Source organism: Streptomyces sp. NBC_00310, from assembly GCF_036208085.1.
Classification (GTDB): Bacteria; Actinomycetota; Actinomycetes; order Streptomycetales; family Streptomycetaceae; genus Streptomyces.
Window position 1 is genome coordinate 1,134,275 of sequence record NZ_CP130714.1, and the last position, 22,654, is coordinate 1,156,928.

Sequence of the window (22,654 nt, forward strand, 5' to 3'; positions counted from 1 at the left end):
CAGGGTCCCGGGCGGGCTGCGCATCCGCACCCTGGAGCACTGGGAATCGATGACTCACCGGAAGACCTTGACCAGGCCATAGTCCGCTACGCCGGCCGCCGCCACACCCGTATGGCACAGCTTCGTCAGACGGCTCCGGCATTGTCGCTGGCGGTGGTCCGTGCCGAGCTGCCCCGGATCGCTGCGGCACGACAGGCGTCCGATCCCCACCTCCACTATCTCGACGGACGCGAACTGCTCGGCCCCGACGAGGCAGAGGACCTGGCCGACGGCCTTCACCCCACCGCCGCCGCATACCGTCACATGGGCAAGCGCTTCGCAGCCCACGCCTTCGCGACCGACGGTCCCTTCCGCTGAGTGAGCCGGGCTCCACACCCCGCACCAGGTGTGGAGCTTCCACGTAGGCAGGCAGGGCAGGTTCCCCGCCCGGCCGCGGTAATCCCGTACGCGCGAAGGTCCGTCCGAACCACGCGGGGCGCGGTCCGGCTCGCACCTGGTCAACCCATGGCGGATCTGTGCCGCGAACCCGGCCGTGCGACTCACAGCCGAATGATCACGAGGGCCGCGTCGTCGGTGGCACGGCCGGAAGGCAGGAGGTCGTGGAGGAGGGCGTCGGCGAGGGATTCCGGAGTGGACCGGCGGTGGCGGGCGAGGGCGTCGGCCAGACGAGCGAGGCTGAGGTCGATGTCCTCGTCACGACGCTCGATCAGTCCGTCCGTGTAGAGGACGAGGATGTCGCCCTCGGTGAAGCCGAGGGTGGCCTCGGGGCGGAGGGTGTGTTCCGGGCGGGCGCCGAGCGGCGGATCGGTGGCCTGGTCGAGGAAGGAGACCGTGCCGTCGCGGCACAGCAGTGCGGGCGGCAGATGGCCCGCGCTGCTGTAGGTGATCGTGTGGGATTCCCAGTCGATGCAGGTCTGCACGGCGGTGGTGTTCTCGGCGCCGTCCACGGAGCGTGCGTACAGGCCGAGCGCGTCCAGCGCCTGGGCGGGGCCGTCCGCCACCAGGGACGCGGCGCTCAGCGCGCTGCGGAGCTTGCCCATGACGCCGGCGGCGGCCAGACCGTGGCCGACCACGTCACCGACGGCGATGCCGATGCGGTCGGCTCCGGACAGGCCGACGAGGTCGTACCAGTCGCCGCACACGTTCAGCGCGTCGGTCGCCGGCTGGTAGCGCACGGCCGCACGGTGGTCGCCGAGCGGGTGGGGCGCGGGCAGCATCGCCTTCTGCAGGGCGAGCGCGACCTCCCGTTCATGGGCGTGCGCCTCGCGCAGCCGTTCGTTGACATCCTGCAGCTCACGGGCGCGGGTGTACAGCTCGGCCTCCATCACCCGGGTCCCGTCGCCGGGGGCGCGCTCGCGGGCCCGGATCAGCTCGGTGACCTCCTCCACCTTGTGGATCAGCAGCACCACCTTGCCGTCGGGGCCGAGGACCGGCGCGTTCACCGGGCTCCAGTACCGCTCCTCCCACTCCCCCGGCCGCTGCGCCGACTCCACGTCGTAGCGCTGCAGCGCCATCGCGTCCCGCTCGCCGCTGCGCACCACCCGGTTGAGGGAGGCCGCCAGGTTCCGCATCCCGTTCGCGGACGGGTCGGTGGGGTTGTCGGGGAACACGTCGAAGAGGTACCGACCGACCACCTGCTCGCGGGTGCGGCCCGACATCCGCAGAAACTCCTCGTTCGCGTCCGCGTACACCAGCTCGGGTGTCAGCAACGCCACCATGCCCGGCAGCGCCTGGAACACCGCCGCGTAGTCGATCGCCGTATCCTCCATGGTCGCCGCCTCAGCGTCGGTCGCCTTCCTGTGATCTCCACCATAGGAGCCGAAAGCCGTCGGAGCGCGGTCCTGTACAGCGGAAACAGGCTGGTCACGCACGGTTGTGAGCTATGAGACGCAGCGTCGCGGGTTTCGCGGGATCCTATCGGGTCGAAACGGGTCTCGGCTGAAGCGGTCGTCGACGGTCTCCAGGGCGCTGGCCTCGGTAGGGGAGGCCGCCGCGCCCCGCTTGACCTCGCGGTCCCGCAGGGAGCCCACGCCGTACGTGTCCTCGCGGCTGGACAACTCCGCCGCTTCGCGCGGGTAGGGGCCGATGTCGATTCCCGCCTGCCGCACGTCCTCGCACAGGTCGCGCAGTGCGAGGAGTTCGTCACGGGTGTCGGAGCCCTGGTCGACGGCGGACATGGGGAGCAGCCTCAGAGAGCCGCGTTCACCAGAGCGACCCGCTCCTCGATCCCGATCAACCACTCCACCAGGTCCCCCCTCATGGACCGAACCGAGCCGGGCCCGGCCGGCCACCCCGCCCACCGGACGACAGGGCACCCGGCCGGTGTCGAAGGAGTAGGAGGCGCTGACGACGGCTCGGAGGCTCAGCAGGGCTGTCGCCACACCCCGAGTTCCAGTCGCTTCACCATGGAGGACAGCTTCAGTCGGCGGGACTCGGCGCAGAAGCCGCTCCGGGGTTCCGTGTACTCCACGTGGAACACGGCCTTGCCTGCCTCGATGAAGGGGGTGAGGCGCCCGCATTCGTCGTACTGCGCGCACTCCTCGTTGACCGCGAAGTCGAAGTCCGCCACCAGCTGGGGGATCTGGGGCAGGTCGTTCTTCAGCCCCACCGACAGGCCGCGTTCATGGGCGATGTCCGCGATCATGCGGTTGTACGTCAACTGGTCCCGCGCGGTGAGCGGGAAGCCGGTGTCGTTGCCGTAGCCCTCCACCAGGTCGGGCTCCACCGCGTCGAAGCCCTTGTCGCGGCACATGTCGAAACGGCGTTCCATGAGGGGCCGGAGCACGTCGGACTGGCGGATGTCCAGCCACCGCTCCCCCGCCCAGCCGTTCTCCTCGCCGAGCAGCGACCGCGGGAAGGCGTCCTTGTCGGGCCGGAAGTCCTCCCAGGCGCCGACGTTGATGTAGCAGATGACCTTCCGGCCGTCCCGGTGCAGCCGGGCCACGTCCGCCGCGGAACTCTCGAAGCCGTCGATGTCGTAGACCGGCACGTCCGCCGACGGGTCGACCTTCCCGTCCAGCTGCCACTGCCACGCGAGTCCGGGGCGGGGTTTCCACCGGTCCTTCGCGGAACTCGGCGAGGGCTCGGGCGAGTTGGCCGACCGGTCCCCGCCGCCGTCCCCCGTGCAGCCTGTCAGCGTCGAAGCCGTCAGCACGGCCAGAACCGTCAGCGGGGCCAGGTGCGCGAGCGTCGGCCTCCTCATCGGTCCGTCCCGGTGAGGGCGGGGGTCAATCGGGCCCAGGGGTTGGGTGGTTCGCCGGTCACCGGGCCGCAGACCGCGGCACCTCGGTCGTGTGCGGTGCGGACGGCGAGCGGTACGAGCGCCTCGGGGACGCCGTAGACGAGGTGGCAGAGCCGCTCGGGGGGATGCCGGGCGGCCCAGGTGGGTCTGCTGAACGCCGACACGTACGTCGACCAGTGGCCCTCGAAGGTGACGGTCAGGTCGGCGAGGCGGGCGTACCCCGGGGCCGGATGGACCCCGGGGTTGAGGACGACGGTCCCGGCGCCGAGCCGGCGTACGGTCCGGACGAGCCGACGGCAGTCGGGCAGACCGTCCGGGGTGGCCGTCACCTGGTCGAGGAAGCAGCCGTCGGCCGCGTACCACTCCTGGTGACGGCGTACGTCGTCGGCGATCTCGGCGTGGTCGCGCACCCCGTAGTCGGTGTCGACGTAGCCGAGCAGCCGGGCCCCGGCCGCGCGGAGCGCCCCGGCCGCGGCGGTGAACGCGGGGTCGGGGCCGTCGCCGGGGCCGTTCGCCGGGTTGAGGACGACGCCGTACGTGCGGGTCGCGGCCCGGATCAGGCGGTGCCAGGCGCCCGGGTCCTCTGCCGGGTGGACGTACAGCGGGATCAACAGACTCACGGCGTACGATCACCCTTCTCTCCGCCCCCGCCGACCTTGCCACCCCCGCCGCTCTCCCACAGCGCGGTGAGCGCGTCGTCGAGGGTGTGGACCGGGCGCCAGCCGAGCGCCGCCTCGGCGGCGGTGATGTCGGAGCACTGCCACGACACGTCCGCCGAGCGAACCGATCCGACCACTTCGGCGGAGCCGGGCGGCTCCGCCGCGTCGGCAGCGTCGGCCGCACGAGAAAACGCGGGAGAAGCCGCACGAGAAGCCGCAGGGGACGTCGCCGGATCGGTCGCACCCGTCGAGTCGGCCGGTCCTGTCCCTGCGCTCGCCCCCGTGCCCGCCGGGTTCTCCGTGATCCGTCCCCGGAAGCCGGCCTTGTCGGCCAGGCCCCGGACCACCTCGCGGACCGGGACGGCCCGGCCGCCGCCGATGTTGAGGATGGGCGGCAGGGGCCCGGGGGCGGTGGCCGCGAGGGAGACCGCTCGGGCGACGTCGCGTACGTCGACGAAGTCGCGGTGGGCGGAGAGGTCGCCGAGGGGGAGCACGGCGTCGGGGCCTGCCGTGCGGAGCAGGCCGGCGATACGGCCGGGGAGGCCGGTGGGCGGTGCCCCGGGGCCGACGGGATTGCCGACCCGCAGGACCACCGCGTCCAGGCCGGAGGTGGTCACGGCGACCGTGCCCGCGAGCTTGGTCGCGCCGTAGGGGGCGAGCGGGCGGGTGGCCGCCGATTCCGTCACCCGGACGTCCGGGACGCCGGGGCCGTACTCGGCGGCCGAGCCCAGGTGCACCAGTCGTGCGCCGGGGGCCGCCTCGCGCAGCGCGGCGCACAGGACCGCGGGGCCCCGGGCGTTGACCTCGGCGAGGGTGACGGGGTCGCCGCCGGTCGCGCCCGCACAGTTGATCACGGTGTCGGGCGCGGCCGACGCCAGGGTCTTCGCCAGTTCCTCACGGCGGACGGTGGCGAGGTCGATGGCGTACTCGGCGGTGGGCGCGCGGCCGCCGCCGAGGACCAGCACGCCCGGCAGGGCACGCAGCCCCTCGACGACGTGGGTGCCCAGATAGCCGGTGGAACCCAGGACGAGAATGCGCATGTGGTGCTCAGGCTCCCTTGAGCAGAAGCGACTTGCGGGTGGTGAACTCGGCGTTGGCCCGGTCGTAGTCGTCGGGGCGGCCGATGTCCAGCCAGTATCCGTCGAAGTCGTAGGCGTGCGGCTGGTTCTGAGCCTCTATCAGGTCAAGGACCAACTCGTCGAAGCCCAGGGGCAGTCCGGGGGTGTAGCCGTCGAGGGTCGCGCGGGTGACACCGTAGACGCCCATGGAGACGCGGTAGTCCATGCTGGGCTTCTCGGTGAAGGCGACGACCTTGGCGTCGTGGGTGGTCAGCACGCCGAAGTCGATGTGGACCTTGCGGGCGTAGGTGGCGATGGTGAGCGGCGCCCCGGACTCGCGGTGGTGGTGCAGGACATCGGCGTAGTCGAGGTCGGTGAGGATGTCGCCGTTCATGACGAGGAACGTCTCGGGCAGCCGGTCGCGCAGGTTCAGCAGCGGGCCCATGGTGCCGAGGGGGCTCTCCTCCGTGGCGTAGTCGACGGTCAGGCCCCACTGGGAGCCGTCGCCGACGTAGGCGCGGATGATCTCGCCGAGGTGGCCGATGGCGATGGTGACGTGGGTGAAGCCGGCCGTGGAGAGCTGGCGCAGCACGATCTCCAGGATGGCGTGCTGGTCGCCGATGGGGACGAGCGGCTTCGGCAGCGCGGTCGTGTAGGGCCGCAGCCGGACGCCCTTGCCTCCCGCCAGGATCACTGCGTGCATGTGCTCCTCCTTCGTGGACTTCGCGGACTTCGTGAACTTCGTTGGCTTTGTTTGCTTCGTTGGCTTTGTTTGCTTCGTTGGATTCGTGGACTTCGTGGATGCGCGGGGACGTGCCGGGCGGGGGTCAGATGTTGTAGATGCCCGTCTTGTAGCGGGCGAGGTTGGCCGGGTCGCGGAAGAACTCCACGGTGTGCGCGAGGCCTTCCTCCAGCGTGTGGGCGGGCTGCCAGCGGGTCGCGGCGGTGAGCCTGCTCGCGTCCGCGACGAGCCGCATGACCTCGGAGCCCGCGGGCCGGATGCGTGCCTCGTCCTCGCGTACGTCCAGTTCGCTCTCCATGACCTTGCCGATCAGCGCGACGAGGTCGCCGACGGAGATCTCGCCGCCGGTGCCGGCGTTGAAGGTGCGGCCCACGACCTGTTCGGCGGGTGCGGTGCCGACGGCCAGGAAGGCCTGCGCGGTGTCCTTGACGAAGGTGAAGTCCCGGGTGGGGCGCAGGTCGCCGAGGGTGATGGTCCGCTCCCCCGCCGCGACCTGGCCGATCACCGTGGGGATCACCGCGCGCATCGACTGGCGGGGCCCGAAGGTGTTGAACGGTCTCAGGGTCACCACGGGGGTGTCGAAGCTCGCGTGGTAGCTGTCGGCCAGCCGGTCCCCGCCCGCCTTCGAAGCGGCGTACGGGGACTGGGTGTTGATGGGATGGTCCTCGGTGATCGGCACGGTCCGGGCGGTGCCGTAGGTCTCGCTGGTGGAGGTGTGGACGAGTCGTGGTGTGCCGAGGGAGCGGACGGCCTCCAGGACGTTGAGGGTGCCGGTGACGTTGGTGTCCACGTAGCTGTGAGGAGCCTGGTAGGAGTACGGGATCGCGATGAGGGCGGCGAGGTGGTAGGCGGTGTCGGCGCCGTCGAGGAGGCCACGGACCGAGCCGGGGTCGCGGACGTCGCCGAGGACGATGTCCACCTGGTCCAGGACGTCCGGGTGCAGGGTCTCCAGCCAGCCGTAGGAGGAGAAGGAGTTGTACTGGGCCATGGCCCGGACCCGGTGGCCGGAGGCGACCAGCGCCTCGGTCAGGTGAGAGCCGATGAAGCCCTCGGCTCCGGTGACGGCGGCGAGCGGTGCGGAGGTCAACTGGTGTGTCCTTCCGGTCGGTCGGATGTGAGGGGTGGGACGTGGGACGTGGGGCGTGCGCGGTGGTCGTGGGTGAGCGCGGGGCTCAGGCGTGCGGCGCGGGCCGGCCCAGCAGCCGCAGCGCGCACGCCGACAGACAGAGCGCGGCGGCGGCGCTGCACAGGGGCAGCGCCAGGTCGCCGGGTGGCAGACGCAGCAGGGTGACCGCACCGGCGCCGCCCGCCGCCGCGAGGCAGATCGCGGCCGACGGCCAGGCCGCCCCGAACGCCTGGAGCAGCAGCGCGGTCCACAGGACGGCCGCGAGCAGGAGCAGGGGGGCCGGGTCGGCGTCGGTGAGCAGGGCCGCGGGCAGCAGCGGCGCCAGGTAGGCGAGCAGGCAGAGGCCGAGGATCCCGGCCGAGCGCAGCAGGAACCCGGCGGGCGTCGCGACGGCGCGCAGGGCGGCGACCGACAGCCCCCGGTAGCGGTACAGCAGCCACTCCGCCGGGCCCATGCTGACGGTGAGCACGATCACCGCGTACGGCTCCTCCCGGCCCTCCAGCAGTACCAGCACGCCGGCGGCCAGGCCGAAGAGGCCGTACGGCAGGGACCACAGCAGACGCGGACGGCCGGCGCCGGGCACGGCCGGGACGGCGCGGGCGGCCCACAGGGTTCGGCCGGTGACGGCGAGCGTGGCGCACAGGGCGAGGAGCGGCAGTCCGGCCCGCAGCCACGGGCCCGGTTCCCACCAGGGCAGGACGGCGGCGCCGACGATCAACGGGCTGAGCGCGGCGAGCAGTTGACGCTCCCTGCCCAGGACCAGCAGGACGCCCGCCGCCGCGAGGTACGCGGACTGCGCGGCGGCCACCAGGGTCACCGGGCCGCCCTCGGCGGGCAGCGCCGCGATCGCCGTGGCCACCGCCGCTCCGACGGGCGCGCCGGTCAGGAGCGTACGGCCCGCTTCGTGCCGCCCGGTCGCCATCCGCAGATGGGCGCGGTGGCCGAGGGCCTGGCCCCAGGCCCAGGAGACGAGTCCCGCCACGACGAGGGCCGGGGCGTGTGCTCCGGGGTTCCACAGCGGTGCGGTCAGCAGATAGGCGAGTCCCGGCAGGGCGAAGAGCACGCCTCGCAGGAGACAGCGCACGGTGTCCGGGCGCCAGGGGTCGGCGCTCGGCGCGGGTTCGGGGAACGTCCGTGGCACCCGTTCGTAGAGGGCCGCGGCGAGCGAGAACAGGTTCGGGTGACCGTACCGTTCCTTGATCAGGGAGGCGGTCAGGCCCTCCGCCTCCAACAGGGCGGCCACCTCGTACGGGTGGACGGCCGGGCCGACGCGGTCGGCGAGTTCGGCGGCGAGTTCGCTGACCGCCTCCTCGTCCGGGCCCCGCCGCGGCAGCCGGATGGCGAGTGTCGTGTCGTCGCCGAGGGCCCAGCTGGGGCGTCGGCGCGGGCGGCGCCGGTCGGCCAGCCGGATGGCGAGGGTGTCCTGTTCGACACCGCCGGGTTCGAGGGACATGGGCCCGCTCATCCGGCCACCGTGCTGATCGGGGTCGGTGCCGCCGCCGGGAGCGAGCCGATCGTCGACTGCCTGTCCAGCGTGGGCAGTTCGAGGTAGATGGACCGGAAGGTGTCGATGGTCTGGCGGAGGGTGAACTGCTCGATCACCCGCAGGCGCGCCGCCTCCCCCATCGCCCGGCGGCGCGCGGGGTCGCCCAGCAGTTCCAGCGCGGCCTTCGCCATCGCCTCCGGGTCGCGTGGCGGCACCACGAGACCGGTGTCGCCGACGGCCTCGCGCACGCCGCCCACGTCGGTGGAGACGGTGGCCCGCCCGCACGACATGGCCTCGATGAGGGTGAACGGGAAGCCTTCGCTGATGCTGGAGAGCATCACGACGTTGCCGGCCGCGTAGGCGTCCTTGATGTCGTCGACGCGTCCCTCGAAGGTGACGGCGTCCCCGTGCCCGAGCTCGGTGGCCAGGGCCTCGCAGCGCTCCCGGTAGGCCTCACCACCGCGCGGTGTCCCGCCGAACAACCGCAGCCGGACGCCCGGGAGTCGGGCCTTGACGAGGGCGAACGCCCGGATGAGGGTCTCCAGGTCCTTGATGGGGTCGACGCGGCCCGCCCAGCTGAGGGTGAGCGCCTCCGGCTCGGGCCCGGCGGGCGGGAAGGCGGCGGGGTCGACGCCGTTGTAGACCGTACGGATGGACTCGGGGTCGGCGCCGCCCTGTTCCTCCCAGAGCCGGTTGTAGCGGTTGCCCGGGGTGATCAGGGCGGCCCGGCGATAGGTCTCCTCCGCGAGGAGGCGGAAGAAGCCGAGGACGACGGCCTTGACCGGCCAGCGGTAGGGGGCGGTGCGGTAGCCGAGGTAGCGCTCGCGCAGATAGACGCCGTGTTCGGTCAACAGCAGCGGGACGCCGTGCCGTTCGAGGGCGGCGAGGCCCGGGAGGACGGCGACGCCGCCGCTGACCGCGTGCGCGACGCCGGTCTCGGGCGGCGGTGAGGCCAGCGGGCGAAGGGCGTGTTCGAGCAGGGAGGTCGCGGTGAGTGCGTCGTGCAGGGTGGGGCGGGCCTCCCGCACGGCCAGGCCCGGGCGGTTCCAGACGGCGGTCAGCAGGGTGATCGCCCGGTCCGAGCGCAGGAAGGGGCTCAGTGTTCCGTCCGCCGCGGCCCGTGCCATCGCGTACAGGGCGGGCGCGAATTCGTCCTCGGCCCGCGGATCGAGCAGCGCGGTCAGGAACCGCTCGTAGGCGGTGGCGAGTCGACGGCGGGCGCGGCCCCGGGGCGGGCGGCCCTCCGGCGGGTCGCCCCACATGGGGACGGACAGCACGCGGGAGACGTGGGCGGGCAGGTCCCAGACGACGGGTTCGCGTCCGGTGCCGGTGACGGCGATGACGTCGAAGTCGAGGTCGGGCATGCCCTGGACGAGTTGGTCGCACCAGACGCTCACGCCGCCGTGGCTGTGGGGATAGGTGCCTTCGGTGAGGAGGGTGACGCGCGCCGCGCCGAGTCGGCGCGCGTCGTGAGGAACAGGCATCGGTGTGCTCCACGGCCGTGGTGTGGGGTGGTTCCCTGCCGTCGCGGCCACCGGTGGGCGGTCCGGAACGACTTGTGGGCGGGCGCCGCGGGTCAGTTGTCCGCGGAGTACGGCACCCTCTCGCTCACGCCCGCGGGGACGCGGGTGTCCGGTGCGGGCTCCGTGGCCTCGACGGACTCGGTGGTGACGGCGTCCGGGGCGCCGGCGGACGTCGGCAGGGCGAGGGCGAGGGGGGCGCCCGCGGAGGGGGTCCAGCCGGAGACGGCGCCGGCGTAGGCGTCGCCGAAGGCGGAGCCGGCGAGGGTGGTGCCGGTGGGCGTGGTCGCGGTGACCGCCAGTCCGTCCGTTGCCTCGACGGTCACGGTGTCGCCGATGCGGTAGGCGGTGACCTCGCCGGCCTGGAGGGCGGCCCGCCAGGCGGCCCTGCGCCGCAGTTCGGCGCCGATGTCCTTCATCCTCAGGTTGACCACGGGGGTGTTCTCGGCGAACAGCGCCGCGTAGCCGTCGAGGACGCCGCTGAGCACCGGGTAGGCGATGCGGTCCTCGGCCAGGTTCGACTGGTGGATGAAGTGCGGCTTCGGGTCGTTGGCCAGGACGTGTCCGAGGGCGATCCGCTTCTCCAGCGGCACGATGACCTCTTCGTATCCGGTGGCCGTGTCCAGGGGTGCCGACAGGCAGGTGGTGGTGGCCGGGTTGTCCTCGCAGATGCCGCTGCCGCCCTGGGCGCGGCTGGTGTAGATCCAGTTGTACTCGTCGACCTGCTCGGCCGCCCTGCCCGCGTTGTAGAAGACGTTCATCGGGTAGCGGGGGACGGTCGTGGCGGGGCCGACCGGGCGCTGGGCGGGCTCGCGGGAGTTGTCGGAGCCGAGCCAGGTGATGTCGTTGTCGTCGAGGGCGAGCCCCAGGTTGGGGTTGTCCTCGGGCTGCTGCGGCAGCACCTTCATGCCGGAGTGCTCACCGGTGACCAACTCGTCGTTCTCCAGGGGGAGTCCGGCCGTCTCGCCCCAGACCCGGTTGGTGGCTGTCTCGTCGGAGATGTCGTTGCGGCTCACCCATCGGGTGGAGCCGTCGGCGTTGGTCGCGCATCTCCAGGGGACCACGGTGGTGTCCTGGACGCAGCCGAGGAAGGGGTGCGAGTAGGTGTGGTTGATCCAGCGGAACCGGTTGCGGTCCGCGATCAGCCGGTCGGTGAGCGCGTCGTCGCCGTTGTTGTCCTCGCGGTGGTCGACGCTGCCGGCGCCGTTGTACGCGAGGTCGAGGGTGAAGCCCTTGTCGGTCTGCCAGGCGGTGGCGTGGCCGACGTCGTCCGGGTTCATGCGGATGGGGTCGGGCTCGACGGTCGGGTCGGCGCAGTCGACGTCGCCGGGCGTGCAGTTGAGCTCGGTGTTCCAGCGGTCGTCGGCGGCGAACACGTCGTCGACGTGCACGGCGAAGTAGTTCCGCGAGGCGCCCAGGTGCACCCCGCCCGTCATCCACTCCACGATGCCGCGGGCCAGCAGCCGGAACTGCTGCTGGTACTGGTTGTAGACGAAGGTGACGACGAGTTCGCGCCGCCCGTCGTGCCGGTACTCGCCCACCAGCGTGCCCCGCGTCGCCTGGCCGGGGATCGCCGCCTCGACATAGGGAGTGAAGTCGGCTCCCGTCACGGGCCTGGACAGGTAGGCGTAACTCTCGCCGACGGCCGGGTCGTTGTCCTCGAAGGGCACCGCGCCGTCGAGGTAGCCGAAGGGGCCCGTCCTCCCGGCGTCGGTCACCTGGGCCTCGGCGCCGTCGATGCTGCCGGAGTAGCCGCCGTGGACCGGGTACTGCAAACCGGCTTCTGGACGCGCGTAGGTGTAGGCGTCGACCTGGGGGATCGCGTACGTCTGCTCGTACGCCGCGAGCGCCGTCATCTCGGTGGAACCGGCCGGGAACGGGTTGTCGTTGGGCAGCACGACGGCCTGGAACCTGGCGCGTGGGCGGCCGTCGACGGTGTCCGCGAGGAAGCCGGCGTCGATCACGGGCCGGTCGGAGCTCGTCAGGTCGATCTCGGTGTACGGCGTGCCGGCCGCGGTCAGTTCGGCGGCGATCGCGTCGGTGGCCGGGCCACCGTCGCTCACCACCAGAACCCGCAGGTCGACACGGAGTGCGGTGTCGTCGGCCCGGGCCGGTCCGGCCGGCAGGCCGAGCGCGGCGATGAGCGCGCCCACCGTGAGCACGGTGGTGCGTGAAGTCCGCTTCATGCGGTGAAGTCCCCTCCCCGGGCAGGGGTGAGCACGCCTCTCCTGGAGCGGACGCACCCCCTTGCGTGACGCCGGCGTCCCCCTCCAGAACCCAGTCGTCGACGCATCCGTCGCGTCACATAGTGGTGTCTGTGTGTGGCTTTCGTGGTCATGCTGCGAAACATGACGGAAAAGTGCAGGTGTCCAACTGGGCGAACCTGGAACCGAATTGGTCGTTTTCTCATCCGCCGGTGAGCATGGCGGGCGACGACCGCGAGGGCCCGGCGCGCTGGTCCGGGCCCCGCGAGGCGCACCGGCGGACCGCTCGGGTCCGCCGGCCCTGTCGCCAGTGGTCCAGACCATGACGGAAGCCTGATCGCAGATCATTTCAGGTCACTCCCGTCACGGCCGTCCATCTCCTCGGCGGCCGTCAGCCGCAGAGCACCCGGGTCTCGGGTGTGTACACCGGGCCGCCGCTGACGTTCGTACTGTCGCTGAACTCGGCGTAGAAGTACGAGTAGAAGCCGATGTTCCCGTTGCAGCCGGAGTCGGCGGCGACCTGGAGCGTCAGCGTGACGGTACGGCTCTGGCCGGGCGGGACGGTGGCGCCGTAGTTGGTGCCGAGGTTGGCGGGGCCGGTCCCGGAGCAGGGGGTGGCGCCGGCGGCCGTGGCGAGGCTGCAGCCGGTGAAGGAGTACTTCAGGTCCGGGCGTTGGTTGGTCAGCCAGGTGGGCTCGATGGTCTGGTAGATGAACCAGACGTCGTAGGTGTGGTTGTTCGTGATCGTCATCGACAGGTTCACCGTGCCGCCGGGCGTGGTGGTGGCGCTGTCGGTGGCGAACGTCAGCTCGGCGGGTGCCGCGGCGACCGCGCTCGCGCTGGGGGCCATACCGAACACGGCGAGGGCGAGGGCCAGGACGGCACCGAGGCCGAAGCGTCTCATCAGTGGTGATCGCATGGGCCGGGAGGCTAGGCATCCGGCGAGCGCACCGTCTGCCCCGACGGACACCGAACGGACGCCACTCGGCCGGAAGTGCATGCCACGTGAAGGCCGCGTGCCGGATCGGTGTCGACCACTCGCCGGCCCGCATAAGCGCACTGTAACGGCTGTGTGACGGGGGGTGCGAAGGGGAGCGGTGATGCCTGCCCGCCTCATGATGCGGACGGGGCCGCATTGGCGCGTATCGCACCGTGCGGGCCGCTCCCTCGTCGCCGCGTGGTGCGCGCTTTCTCGGCCATCCACCGATTTCCGGCCCCGCCCGACCGCGTGCCGCCCAGCCCTACGGCACCACGCCTCCCCCTGCCCTGCCTCCCGTTGCCCTCACGGGGCCGGAAGTCATCCGTGGAACCCCTCGCCCCGTTGATGCGTCGGCGCATCGCCTGTTCCATGGCCCTGCCCGGCGGTCGACCGCCGCCGGTTTTTCGATTCTTGGGGGAATGGGGGGACTGTGCGTCGGTCCACGACGAGCGGAAGAACCGGCTCGGGGAAAGCCGGTTCGGGGAGAGCCGTTTCAGGGAGAGCCGTTTCAGGGAGAGCCGTTTCGCGGAGGCAGGCAGGGTTGTCCAGAGCACGACCAAGCCGCATGTCCGGTGCGGCTGCTGCGCTGTTGGGCGTCGCCGCGCTCGTCGTCCCGGCGGTCCCCGCCGACGCGGCGACAGGGGGGACGACACCGCCGCCGACCCCGGGAGAGCTGATCCCGGGACAACGGACGGCGACACCCGCGCTGGTGGAGGGCATCCGGGAGCCCGCCCCGGACGCCCCGAACGCGGTGGGCGCGGCCCGCGCCCACCTCGCCGAACAGCGGGGCCGCTACCGGATCGCGAACCCGGAACGGGACCTGGAACCGGCGGGGACCGTCACGACGGACGGCGGCCACGAGATCGTACGGCTCCGGCAGGAGCACCGGGGTGTACCGGTCCTGGGCGGGCAGTATGTCGTCCGCATGGAGAAGCGGGACGGCGAACGGGTCGTCACCGGCACCTCCGGCAGGTACTTCACCGGTCTGCGGACCGGCACCACCGCCGAGGTCGACGACGCGCTCGCCGTCGAACGGGCCGTGGACGCCGTGCGATCCGAGCTGGGCGCACAGGACTTCACCGCGTACGCGGAGGACGGCGCGGAGGACGCGACCCCGTTCACCGGAACCTCCCACGGCCTGGTCGTCCTGCCCACCGGCACGGGTGTGCTCACCCGGCACGTCACCGTGCGCGGCGAGCACCCCGCGGGCGGTGAACCGGTGCTGCGTGAGGTGTACGTCGACGCCGGGGCCGGCTATCCGGTCCTCCACTACAGCGGTATCAAGACGTTCGGCGCGCCCGGAACGGCCGCGGGAACGACCGCGGGAACAGCTCCGGGCACGGCCGCCCGGACGGCCGTCGAGGGGAACGCGGCCGACCGTCCCGCCCGGCGGGCCGACGCGGCGGGCTCCGGCGTCAAGCTGGACGGCCGGACCGTGGGCCTGGAGGTCACCCTCGACGAGACGCGTGGCGCCCACGTCCTGCGCGACCGGTCCCGGGCCGACCAGGAGACCGGCCGCCCCGTCCTCTCCACCTGGGACGCGCGCGGCAGGCAGGTCACCGACGTGGCCGGCCAATGGCCCGCCGACATGCAGGAGTTCGCCTCGCCCACCCCCGACTTCGGCGCGGAGGCGACCGAGGCGGGCGCGGTGGACGCGCACTGGGCGGCCGGGCAGGTGTACGACTGGTTCAAGGACAAACAGGGCCGGGACAGCCTCGACGGACGCGGCCTGTCGGTCGACTCCCTCGTGGGAGTGACGAATTACGGGCAGCCGTACGTCAACGCCTTCTGGGACGGCGCGAAGATGGTGTACGGCACCGGCGACGCCGAGTACCGCCCGCTCTCCGCAGGACTGGACGTCGTCGGCCACGAGATGACCCACGGCGTCATCGACCACTCCGCCGACCTCGTCTACGCCGGCCAGTCCGGCGCCCTGAACGAGGCGATCGCGGACTACTTCGGCAACGCCGTCGAGACGGACGTGTACGGCGTCCCCATGGACGACCCGGAGGCAGGGCTGCTGGGCGAACGGCTCTGCCGTACCAGGACACCGGGCGAGTGCGCCCTCCGCGACCTGAACGACGGGCGGACCACGGCCAAGTCCTTCCTCGGTGTGGGGTTCGGCACGGACAGCGGTGGCGTCCACCTCAACTCCACCATCTTCTCGGGTGCGTTGTGGGACATCCGCGAGGACCTCGGTGCCGAACTCACCGACAGGGTCGTGTACAAGGCGCTCACCGAGTACCTCACCCCGCTCGACGGGTTCACGCAGGGCCGGGACGCGGTGGTCGCCGCAGCCAGGGCGACGGGGGTCGACGGTCAGGATCTGAACGCCGTGGTGCGCGCGTTCAACGCCCATGGCATCGTGGCCAACTGGGAGCTCGCCCTGGGCGTCGACTCCGACCTGCTCCTCGAACGGGTCAACACCAGCGACTCCCGCCTGGGCGCGGGCGGTGACTGGTGGGTGGCCTCGTCCTCGAACGAGGCGGGCACCGAGGCGTACTCGGTGTGGGCCGGGCGCACGGACGGCACCGGCCGGCTGAAGCTGATGAGCCCCAACGACGGCCGCTACCACGTCAATCCGGCGACCGACGGTAGGACGGTGGTGTGGGCGGCGTACGGTTCCGGCCCCGTGGAGGTCCTCGCGCGGCCGCTGGCCGGCGGTCCCGTCCAGAAGCTGTGGTCCGGCCGGGACGTGGGGTCCTCGATGGCCGTCGAGGGCGACACGGTGGCCTTCGAACACCACAACCACGGCGGGCGCCGGGGCGTGACCTATCTGAGCCTCGAAAATCCGGCGGGCAAGGTCTCCGTCGGGGGCGGCACCTACCGCCGGGCGTCCTTCCCGTCGCTCAGTGACGGACGCGTCGTCTACCAGGACTACCGGCGCGTACGGGCGACGTACGCGTACTCCACCCGGATCATCGACGTCGCGACCGGCGAGGACACCCTGCTCCACCGGTCGGAGTCGACCACGAGCCTCGGCCCGACCGCCGTCAACGGCCGGTACGCGTACTGGCTCGCCAACGAGGTCCGAGGCGACGGCAGGACGCTGCTGCGGCGTGCCGCCCTGGACGGTTCCGGGGTGGTGGACCTGAGCCCGGAGACCGGCCCGAACGCCCTCAACGTCTTCGATGTGACGGCCTCCGAGAACACGGTCACGGCGGGGGCCCGCACGGGCGACCCCGCGATCCGCAACGAGTCCCTGGCCAAGCTCTGGCAGTTCTCCGGCGACGACGGCACTCGCGGCCGCGTCTCCTGCAACCGGGGCGAGCAGCTCTCCGCCGCGGCGGCCACCGGCACCCGGGTGGTCTGGCTCGACGCGACCACCGGCATCAGCCAGGTGGTGACACGGGCCCGGCCGAGCGGCACGTGCGACTGACCCGCCCCGTCCGGGCCAGAGGGTGAGCGCCCGGCCGAGGATCGGGCGCTCACCGTTCCGAGCCGCGTCCCCGATCCGGGGCGCGTCCGGTGCGCGCACCCGCTCCGCGGCGGCGCCTCACCCGCGCGCCGCTGCGGAGGGTGAGCACGCCGACCGTACGGCGCCGGGATCGGCGACTGGCCGGTAATACGTACTCCGGTTACGTAGGTCTACGGATGCGTCGGCGTGCTCGCTTCGATTGGCTTGCCGGACGCCGGAGGGATCCTCTCGCGTGCCCGTTCGTCGTCGGGGTTCCCGACGCGCCGCAGGGGGCTCGCGCGGAGGCTCCCGGACCGATTGTCAGTGCCTGCCGCTAGCGTTCCGCACATGGTCGCACTTGGGCCGGGATTCCCCGGCTGAACTGTGCTTTCTTCTTGTGGAACTGACGCGGAGGGCTGGGGAGCGTGGGTTGGCTGTCGGCGGGTGACGGGTATGAAGTCGCCCTTGTGGAGGGGCGGGTGGCGGCGCGAGCCACCTCGGGCCGGGCGGCGGGACGGCAGTTGAAGTCACTGCCGCGCGCACTGAAGGACCACCCGGAGGTGGACCGGCTGCGCCGGTTCGCCGAGTGGCTGGATCGGCACGCGGCGGCGTGCGTCACGCAGGTGGACGCCTGGATGGTGTCGTCACTGCCCGTACCCACCGGTCTGCTGGCCCGGGTGTGGCCGGACGAGGCGTGGCAGGCCGCACTGCGCGACCTCGCGGTGGTCGGCGACGACCCGGACGAGGTCGGTTTCCTGCGGGGCGCCACCGACTCCGGCGAGCTGCGGGTGGTGAACCTGGACGGTGAGACGGTCCGCCTCTCCCCGCGTACGGTGACCCTGCCTCACCCGGTGCTGCTGCCGGACCTGGACGACATCCGGGAGTTCGCGGCGGAGCTGGGCATCGTCCAGCGCGTCGAGCAGATACACCGGGCGACCTGGCGGCGGCCGGACGGCCTCGCCGCCAAGGCCACGCAGGTGCGGGACTTCACCGGGGGACAGTTCCGCTCCCGCTTCGCCCTCGCCGCGCGCGCCACCTCACTGGGGTACCGCGTCTCCGGGGGTTACGCCACCGCCCGCGTCCGGGACGGCGAGCGCACCGTCGAGGCCTCCGTGTGGATCGGGGAGCCGTACTGGGACGACGAGGTGGAGACCGGCGGCCTCACCTGGCAGGACCAGGACGGCCGTGCCCTGCCACTGGGCGAAGTGGGCCCGGTCGCCTGGTCGGAGGGGATGCGGATGGCCGCGGCGCTGTACGCCGGGCGCGTGATCGAGGAGGGCAAGGACGCATGAGCGGGGGGACGCGGGTGTCGTACGAGGAACTGCTGGCGGCGGGCGGGGTGCTGCCGCCGGACACCGAGGAGGCCGGGGAGCGGGCGGTGCCGCTGACCGCACGGACGTACCGTCATCCGGGCCTGGACGACCGGGTGGTCGTGCGGCTGGTCGCCGGGGAGCTGGGCGCGGCGGAGGATCTGGCCGCCGGGTTCCTCGGTCTGGAGCAGGACGCGGAGCCCGCGGTCGTGGGGCTGGGGCTGCGCCAGTCGCTGGGGTTCCCCGAGTGGGTGCTGGTGCACCACCCGGCGGACGGGCACCACGCGCTGGGCGTCGTGCCGGACCTGGAGCGGGCGGCCCGGCAGGCGAAGACCAAGCCGAAGCTGGCCATGGACGCCTACCTGGAGCTCGGCGAGCGGCTGGCGGCGTCGGTGCCGCACTTCCTGCCGACCTTCTACGAGCAGGCCGGGCGGGTGTTCCTCGAGGAGGAGAACGCCACCTACGCGGCGCAGTTGTTCACCCGCGCCCGCAAGGCCGAGGCGGAGCACGGGCTGACGGTCGAGGAGGAGCGGCTCGACGCCGTGTTCCTGGAGTTCGCGCTGGCCGGGGCGCTCCCGGTGAAGGTGCTGTCGGCGTACGCGAAGGAGCTGGCCGCGCGGGTCCCGGCCGAGGAGGCGCTGCGGCGCTTCACCACACTGTGCCTGCGTCGCACGGCGGGCGGTCTGCCGCCGTCGGCGCAGATGGCGGGCGATCTGCGCCGGCTGGCGCGAGCCGCCGGCCGGGACCCGGACCTGACCGAACAGGCCTATCTGGCCGAGCTGCTGGTGCTGCCCTCCACGCTGCGCGCCGCGGCGGGCTGGTGGAAGGGCCACCGTACGGCGCTGGCGGCGCTCGCGGTGCGCGAGCCGAGCATGCGCGGCACCCTGCTGGACACGCTCCCCTCGTCCCACGACGACGACATGCCCTCGATGTGGCTGGACATGTTGCGGGTCTCCGGCGCCACGGCCGGGCTGTGGGACGGCTCCCTGCCCGAGGAGCAACGGCCGCACGACGGCACGGCGGGCTGGCTGGAGCGGTTCCTGACGTACCGGGAGCGGGCGCGGTCCTGGCGCGGCTCCACCCGGATGCCTGAGCTGTACCCGCTGGTGGAGCGGGCGGCGGACCAGTTGCGTACCGAACTCTCCTCGTCCGGGCGGGAGTTGAAGGTCACCCACGACATCGACCTGATGGACCTGTTGCTGTCCCTGGACGTGCCCGTGGCCGCCCCGGGGAAGGGCGACGGGCTGCCGCTGGAGCAGTGGGCCTCGGGTGACGGGCACCGCGAACTGCTGTCGTTGACCGCCGACTCCCGGTTCCACGAGGCCTTCCAGCGAGGTGCGGACCGGTTCAGCGACGACGACTCCGGGCGGCGGGCGATCCGTGTGCTGGCCGCGTCGCCGGGCGGGCGCCCGCTGCTGGCGGAGTGGGTGAGCGGGGTCGTCCGACGGTTCGCCGCCGTGGGTCTGCCCCAGTTGCCCGACGCGCTCACCCGGCTGAAGTGGCTGCCCGCCGAGGCGTTGGCGCTCGCCGAGGACGAGGTGCGCGCGGCCGTCGCCACCGACCTTGCGCCGGTGCTGTCGCGCACGCTGCGCGCCGGGCTCTTCGACGAACTGGGCTGGCCCGCCTGGGAGGACGCGACCGCCGGCCTCGTCCCGAAGGACGACGTCGAGGACCTGATCGTCGCCGACGCCTGGCCGCACCTCGTCGTGGCGGGCGCCGCACAGGCCCGCGTGATCGGCGCCGAGGGCACGCTCCTCACGCACGACCTGCGTATCCCGGCGGACGACAAGTGGGGCGACCCGGGATTCCACCACGTGGACGGCGAACTGCTCGTCTACTGGCGGTCCCGCAACGGCGGCCTGCGCGGCTACTGGCACACCCGCGCCGACCACCCCCAGACCATGGAGGGCCCGGGCGGCACGCGGGGCACGGAGATGGACTGGTACAAGGCCGACCTGAAGCTCACCCTGCCCCTGCCGGGCGGCGGCCGCACCACCGGCGCGGGCGTCCTGCACGTCGGGGACACCACGATCCCCGACGAGCGGTGGCTGGCCTTCGACGGCGCCTCGTACTGGGTGTGGCACGCGGAGGGCGAGCAGGACACGCACGGCTGGTACGAGTACGACCCTGGGTCGGGCAAGCGCGGGCGCATGAGCATGCCCGCCTTCCTGGCCGACGCGCTGCGCGACGCCCCCGAGGGCAGCGCCTTCGACAGCGGATGGCTCGGCCCCTCGCCGACCGTCGGCCACGCGCCGGTCTCCGCGCCCGTGGACGGCGTGGTCGGTATCCGCACGGTCCAGCTGCCCGACGGCTCCCGGCGGACCCAGGATCTCGCCGGGCACTCCGTCACCCTGCCCGCGGGCCGGGGCAGGCCGTCCGCGCTCGTCGTGTTCCCGGGCGCCGACCGGGCCCGTGCCGTCGTCCGCAACGGCTGGCAGCTCGAAGTCGTCGACACGGACGGCGTCGTCACCTCCGTCGCGAAGACGGACCGTACTCCGGGCGTCTTCGGCGAGGGCACGCTGCTGCTGCCGCCGGTGCAGTTCTGGGAGTGCATGACGGCGCGCGACCCGGAGGGCTCCGCCGCGCTGCGCCGCATCGACGGGGGGACATCGGCGGCCCTCCTGGCGGCCGCCGCGAAGGACGACAAGGAGGCGCTGCCCGACGCGATCCGCGCCCTCCTGCCGGTCACGCATGACGCGCTCGTCGCGGGCATCGCCGGAGTCGTGCGTTACGCCGCCGGCCAGCAGGCGGTCCTCGACGCGGCGGCGGCCCGCCTCACCCGGGCGCTCGACGGAGGCGTGGAGGAGTTGGAGGGGCCCGCCGGGCCGGCGGACACCGTGCTCCAGGACGCGATGAGCGGCCTCGGCGAGTCGACGCGCTCCTGGTGGAACCGCGACGCGGAGGCCGACACCGTCTTCCGCACCCTGCGTGCGATGACCAGGACGGCCGGGCTCCTCCCCGGTACCGCCGCGCCGGAGGGGCCGACCGTGCGCCTCCACCTGGACGGGCCCGGGCTGCCGACCGGGCACCCGGAACTGGCGTCGCTGACCGACCGCGTGGCCGCCATCGCCTTCCGGGCGGCGGCCGGCACGACCGCGGAGGAGCACCGGGAGGCGCTGCGCGCCCTGCTCGACCGGTTCGAAGCGCTGGGGCTCGGTGTCGGCACCGCGTCCGAGCGGTGGCGCAAGGTGGTCCTGCACCTGACGGCCGATCAGCTGCGTACCCCGTCGGGCGAGTGGCGCGAGGGCTCGTGGAACGGGCTGCTGCCGCTGGGCGGCGGCGCCTTCGTCGCGATCGTGGGACGCCGCTCCCTGGACGACGACGGCTGCGCCTTCACCGGGTTCTTCCACGACCCGGCGGGCCGGTTCGAGGCACCGGAGCCGTACACGCTCCGGGAGTCCTCTCCGCTGGGCGGGAAGGGGGAAGCGGCCCGGCTCGGCGCGTTCCTCTCGGAGCTGGCCGCGCGCGGACCGGCGCCCTGGTTCCCGGAGGCCGCCGAGGAGTTCGCGCGCCGCACCGGCGTCACCGAGACGATGGCCCGGCTGATCGTGGCCGGGCTGCCACGGATCGACGTCTACGAGCGCACGTTCCTGACCACGGAGGCACGTGGCACCCTCGGGGTGAAGGCCGCCCCGGCGGCCGTCGCCAAGGACGAACTGCGCGGCGTCGACGGCGGGATCCGTTCCGCGGTGGTGGCCGCGCTGCTGCCCGCCGACCCCGCCCGGCTGTGGACCGAGGGGCCGGACGTGGCCGCCGCGGCCGAGGTCTGGAACAGCGAGGTGGGCCGGCGGACAGCCGTCCCCGAGGAGCTGTTCGGCGACGCGATCCGCGCGGTCAAGCACTCCCCGTGGCCGGTGCGGAGCGCCCTGCCCGCACTTCTGCACCCGGCCGGTGAGCCCCGGCTCACCCGGGATCTGGAGTGGGCGGTGAACGGCGACCGGGTCCGGCCCGTCGGCGACGACGCGGTCGGGTTCACCGCGGACACACTGGTCGGCTCGGTCGGCCTCGCCGCCTGGCTCGCCCACCGGCTGCCCGCCGGCGATCCGCTCCGGGCCGCGCTGCCCGCCGCGCTCACCGCCGTACGCGAGCGGCTGGCCCATCCCGGGCTGGTGCTGGACCTCGGGCGGTACATCGGCCTCTCCCGGTTCCGGAAGACCGCGGGTCACCCGACCGAGGTCGGCGAGGGCTTCGAGCGGTACGGCGCCGTCATCCTGGCGACCCACGACGACCAGCCGGCGCCGGGCCTCCGGGTCGCCCTGCTCGACGAGGCCGGCCAGGACCCGTATCTGCCCGCGCTGCGCGTCGAGGACCAGCAGCCCTTCGCGGCCGAGGTGGCCCTGCGCCTGGCCCGCGACCCCCGGTACGCGGCGCTCCTCTCCGACCCGGGCGACCCGGCGGCGGGCGAGCGCGGCGTGGACGGCACCTGGTGGCCGCAGGACCCGAGCCGTTCCGTGCCCGAGCTGGTGACGGAGGTGGCGAAGGAGTACGGCGTGAGCGAGGACGCCGCCACGCTCTATCTGATGCTGCTCGCCATGCCCGACCCCACCGACCGTATGACGGCCCGTTGGACGGGGTGGAAGCCGGCCCGGCTCAAGGCTGCCCGTGCCGAACTGGCCGGGGGCGAGCTGGTGGTGGAGGCCAGCCGTACCCGGGCCGGGCGTTCGCTCTTCCTGCCCGGCGCCTGGGCCGACCCGAAGGCGCCGCGACTGCCGCTGGAGCGGTGGAAGCTGCCGCTGTTCGGCGAGTTGATGAGCGACGAGCACGCGACGTTCGGCGTGATCGTGCCGACCGAACCGGCCGCCGACCTGTACCGCAGGGCCTGGCAGCGGATCCAGGACGGCGACGCGCCCCGGTTCGAGGAGCTGAAGGTGCGGCGGGGCCGCCGCCGCTGAGGAGCCGGGGGCGCCCGGTCACCGGGCGCCCCCGGCCTCC

At 73.0% G+C, this 22,654-nt stretch carries 15 protein-coding genes; 4 read left to right on the forward strand and 11 right to left on the reverse strand.

Annotated features, from left to right (window positions below; all coding sequences use genetic code 11):
- The first annotated feature begins 111 nt into the window (after positions 1–111).
- Positions 112–357: a hypothetical protein gene (locus tag OG202_RS05005; protein WP_405892549.1), complete on the forward strand. Its 246-nt coding sequence runs from the start codon at positions 112–114 to the stop codon at positions 355–357.
- A 182-nt stretch (positions 358–539) separates the two neighbouring features.
- Here the strand turns inward: OG202_RS05005 and OG202_RS05010 are convergent, their stop codons facing one another.
- The 11 genes from OG202_RS05010 to OG202_RS05060 form a co-directional block, all read right to left on the reverse strand.
- Positions 540–1,769 (reverse strand): PP2C family protein-serine/threonine phosphatase, encoded by a 1,230-nt coding sequence (locus OG202_RS05010; RefSeq protein ID WP_328222317.1) that lies wholly within the window; start codon positions 1,767–1,769, stop codon positions 540–542.
- 111 nt (positions 1,770–1,880) lie between these two features.
- Positions 1,881–2,177: a hypothetical protein gene (locus OG202_RS05015; protein WP_326584975.1), complete on the reverse strand. Its 297-nt coding sequence runs from the start codon at positions 2,175–2,177 to the stop codon at positions 1,881–1,883.
- 185 nt (positions 2,178–2,362) lie between these two features.
- Positions 2,363–3,202, reverse strand: coding sequence for an endo alpha-1,4 polygalactosaminidase (locus OG202_RS05020; RefSeq protein WP_328222318.1), 840 nt, complete (start codon positions 3,200–3,202; stop codon positions 2,363–2,365).
- A complete protein-coding gene (locus OG202_RS05025) occupies positions 3,199–3,861 on the reverse strand; it encodes a spherulation-specific family 4 protein (protein ID WP_328222319.1) in 663 nt (220 codons plus the stop codon). The genes OG202_RS05020 and OG202_RS05025 overlap by 4 nt, the downstream gene beginning before the upstream one ends.
- Positions 3,858–4,940, reverse strand: a complete 1,083-nt coding sequence (locus tag OG202_RS05030; RefSeq protein ID WP_328222321.1) for an NAD-dependent epimerase/dehydratase family protein — start codon at positions 4,938–4,940, stop codon at positions 3,858–3,860. Before OG202_RS05030 ends, OG202_RS05025 begins: the two co-directional genes overlap by 4 nt.
- A gap of 7 nt (positions 4,941–4,947) precedes the next feature.
- Entirely contained in the window at positions 4,948–5,661 is a 714-nt protein-coding gene (locus OG202_RS05035; RefSeq protein ID WP_327731189.1) for a nucleotidyltransferase family protein, read from the reverse strand.
- Positions 5,662–5,785: 124 nt separating this feature from the next.
- Positions 5,786–6,787 (reverse strand): GDP-mannose 4,6-dehydratase, encoded by a 1,002-nt coding sequence (locus OG202_RS05040; RefSeq protein ID WP_327731188.1) that lies wholly within the window; start codon positions 6,785–6,787, stop codon positions 5,786–5,788.
- 85 nt (positions 6,788–6,872) lie between these two features.
- Entirely contained in the window at positions 6,873–8,291 is a 1,419-nt protein-coding gene (locus OG202_RS05045; protein WP_327731187.1) for a hypothetical protein, read from the reverse strand.
- Positions 8,288–9,796, reverse strand: coding sequence for a GT4 family glycosyltransferase PelF (gene pelF, locus OG202_RS05050; RefSeq protein ID WP_327731186.1), 1,509 nt, complete (start codon positions 9,794–9,796; stop codon positions 8,288–8,290). The genes OG202_RS05045 and pelF overlap by 4 nt, the downstream gene beginning before the upstream one ends.
- A 92-nt stretch (positions 9,797–9,888) precedes the next feature.
- Positions 9,889–12,018 carry a hypothetical protein gene (locus OG202_RS05055; protein WP_328222323.1) on the reverse strand — a complete coding sequence of 710 codons (2,130 nt, stop codon included), beginning with the start codon at positions 12,016–12,018 and terminating at the stop codon, positions 9,889–9,891.
- Positions 12,019–12,427: 409 nt separating this feature from the next.
- Complete coding sequence (locus tag OG202_RS05060) at positions 12,428–12,955, reverse strand: hypothetical protein (RefSeq protein WP_326584966.1); 528 nt, start codon at positions 12,953–12,955, stop codon at positions 12,428–12,430.
- Positions 12,956–13,580: 625 nt separating this feature from the next.
- Between OG202_RS05060 and OG202_RS05065 the strand changes: the two genes are divergently transcribed.
- The 3 genes from OG202_RS05065 (at position 13,581) to OG202_RS05075 (ending at position 22,614) form a co-directional block, all read left to right on the forward strand.
- Positions 13,581–16,394: a M4 family metallopeptidase gene (locus OG202_RS05065; protein WP_328222325.1), complete on the forward strand. Its 2,814-nt coding sequence runs from the start codon at positions 13,581–13,583 to the stop codon at positions 16,392–16,394.
- Between the two features lie 443 nt (positions 16,395–16,837).
- The gene (locus tag OG202_RS05070) at positions 16,838–17,704 is read left to right on the forward strand and encodes a DUF4132 domain-containing protein (protein ID WP_327731183.1); all 867 of its coding nucleotides are present in this window, start codon (positions 16,838–16,840) and stop codon (positions 17,702–17,704) included.
- Positions 17,701–22,614 carry a DNA-binding protein gene (locus OG202_RS05075; protein WP_328222326.1) on the forward strand — a complete coding sequence of 1,638 codons (4,914 nt, stop codon included), beginning with the start codon at positions 17,701–17,703 and terminating at the stop codon, positions 22,612–22,614. The genes OG202_RS05070 and OG202_RS05075 overlap by 4 nt, the downstream gene beginning before the upstream one ends.
- The last annotated feature ends 40 nt before the right edge of the window (positions 22,615–22,654 follow it).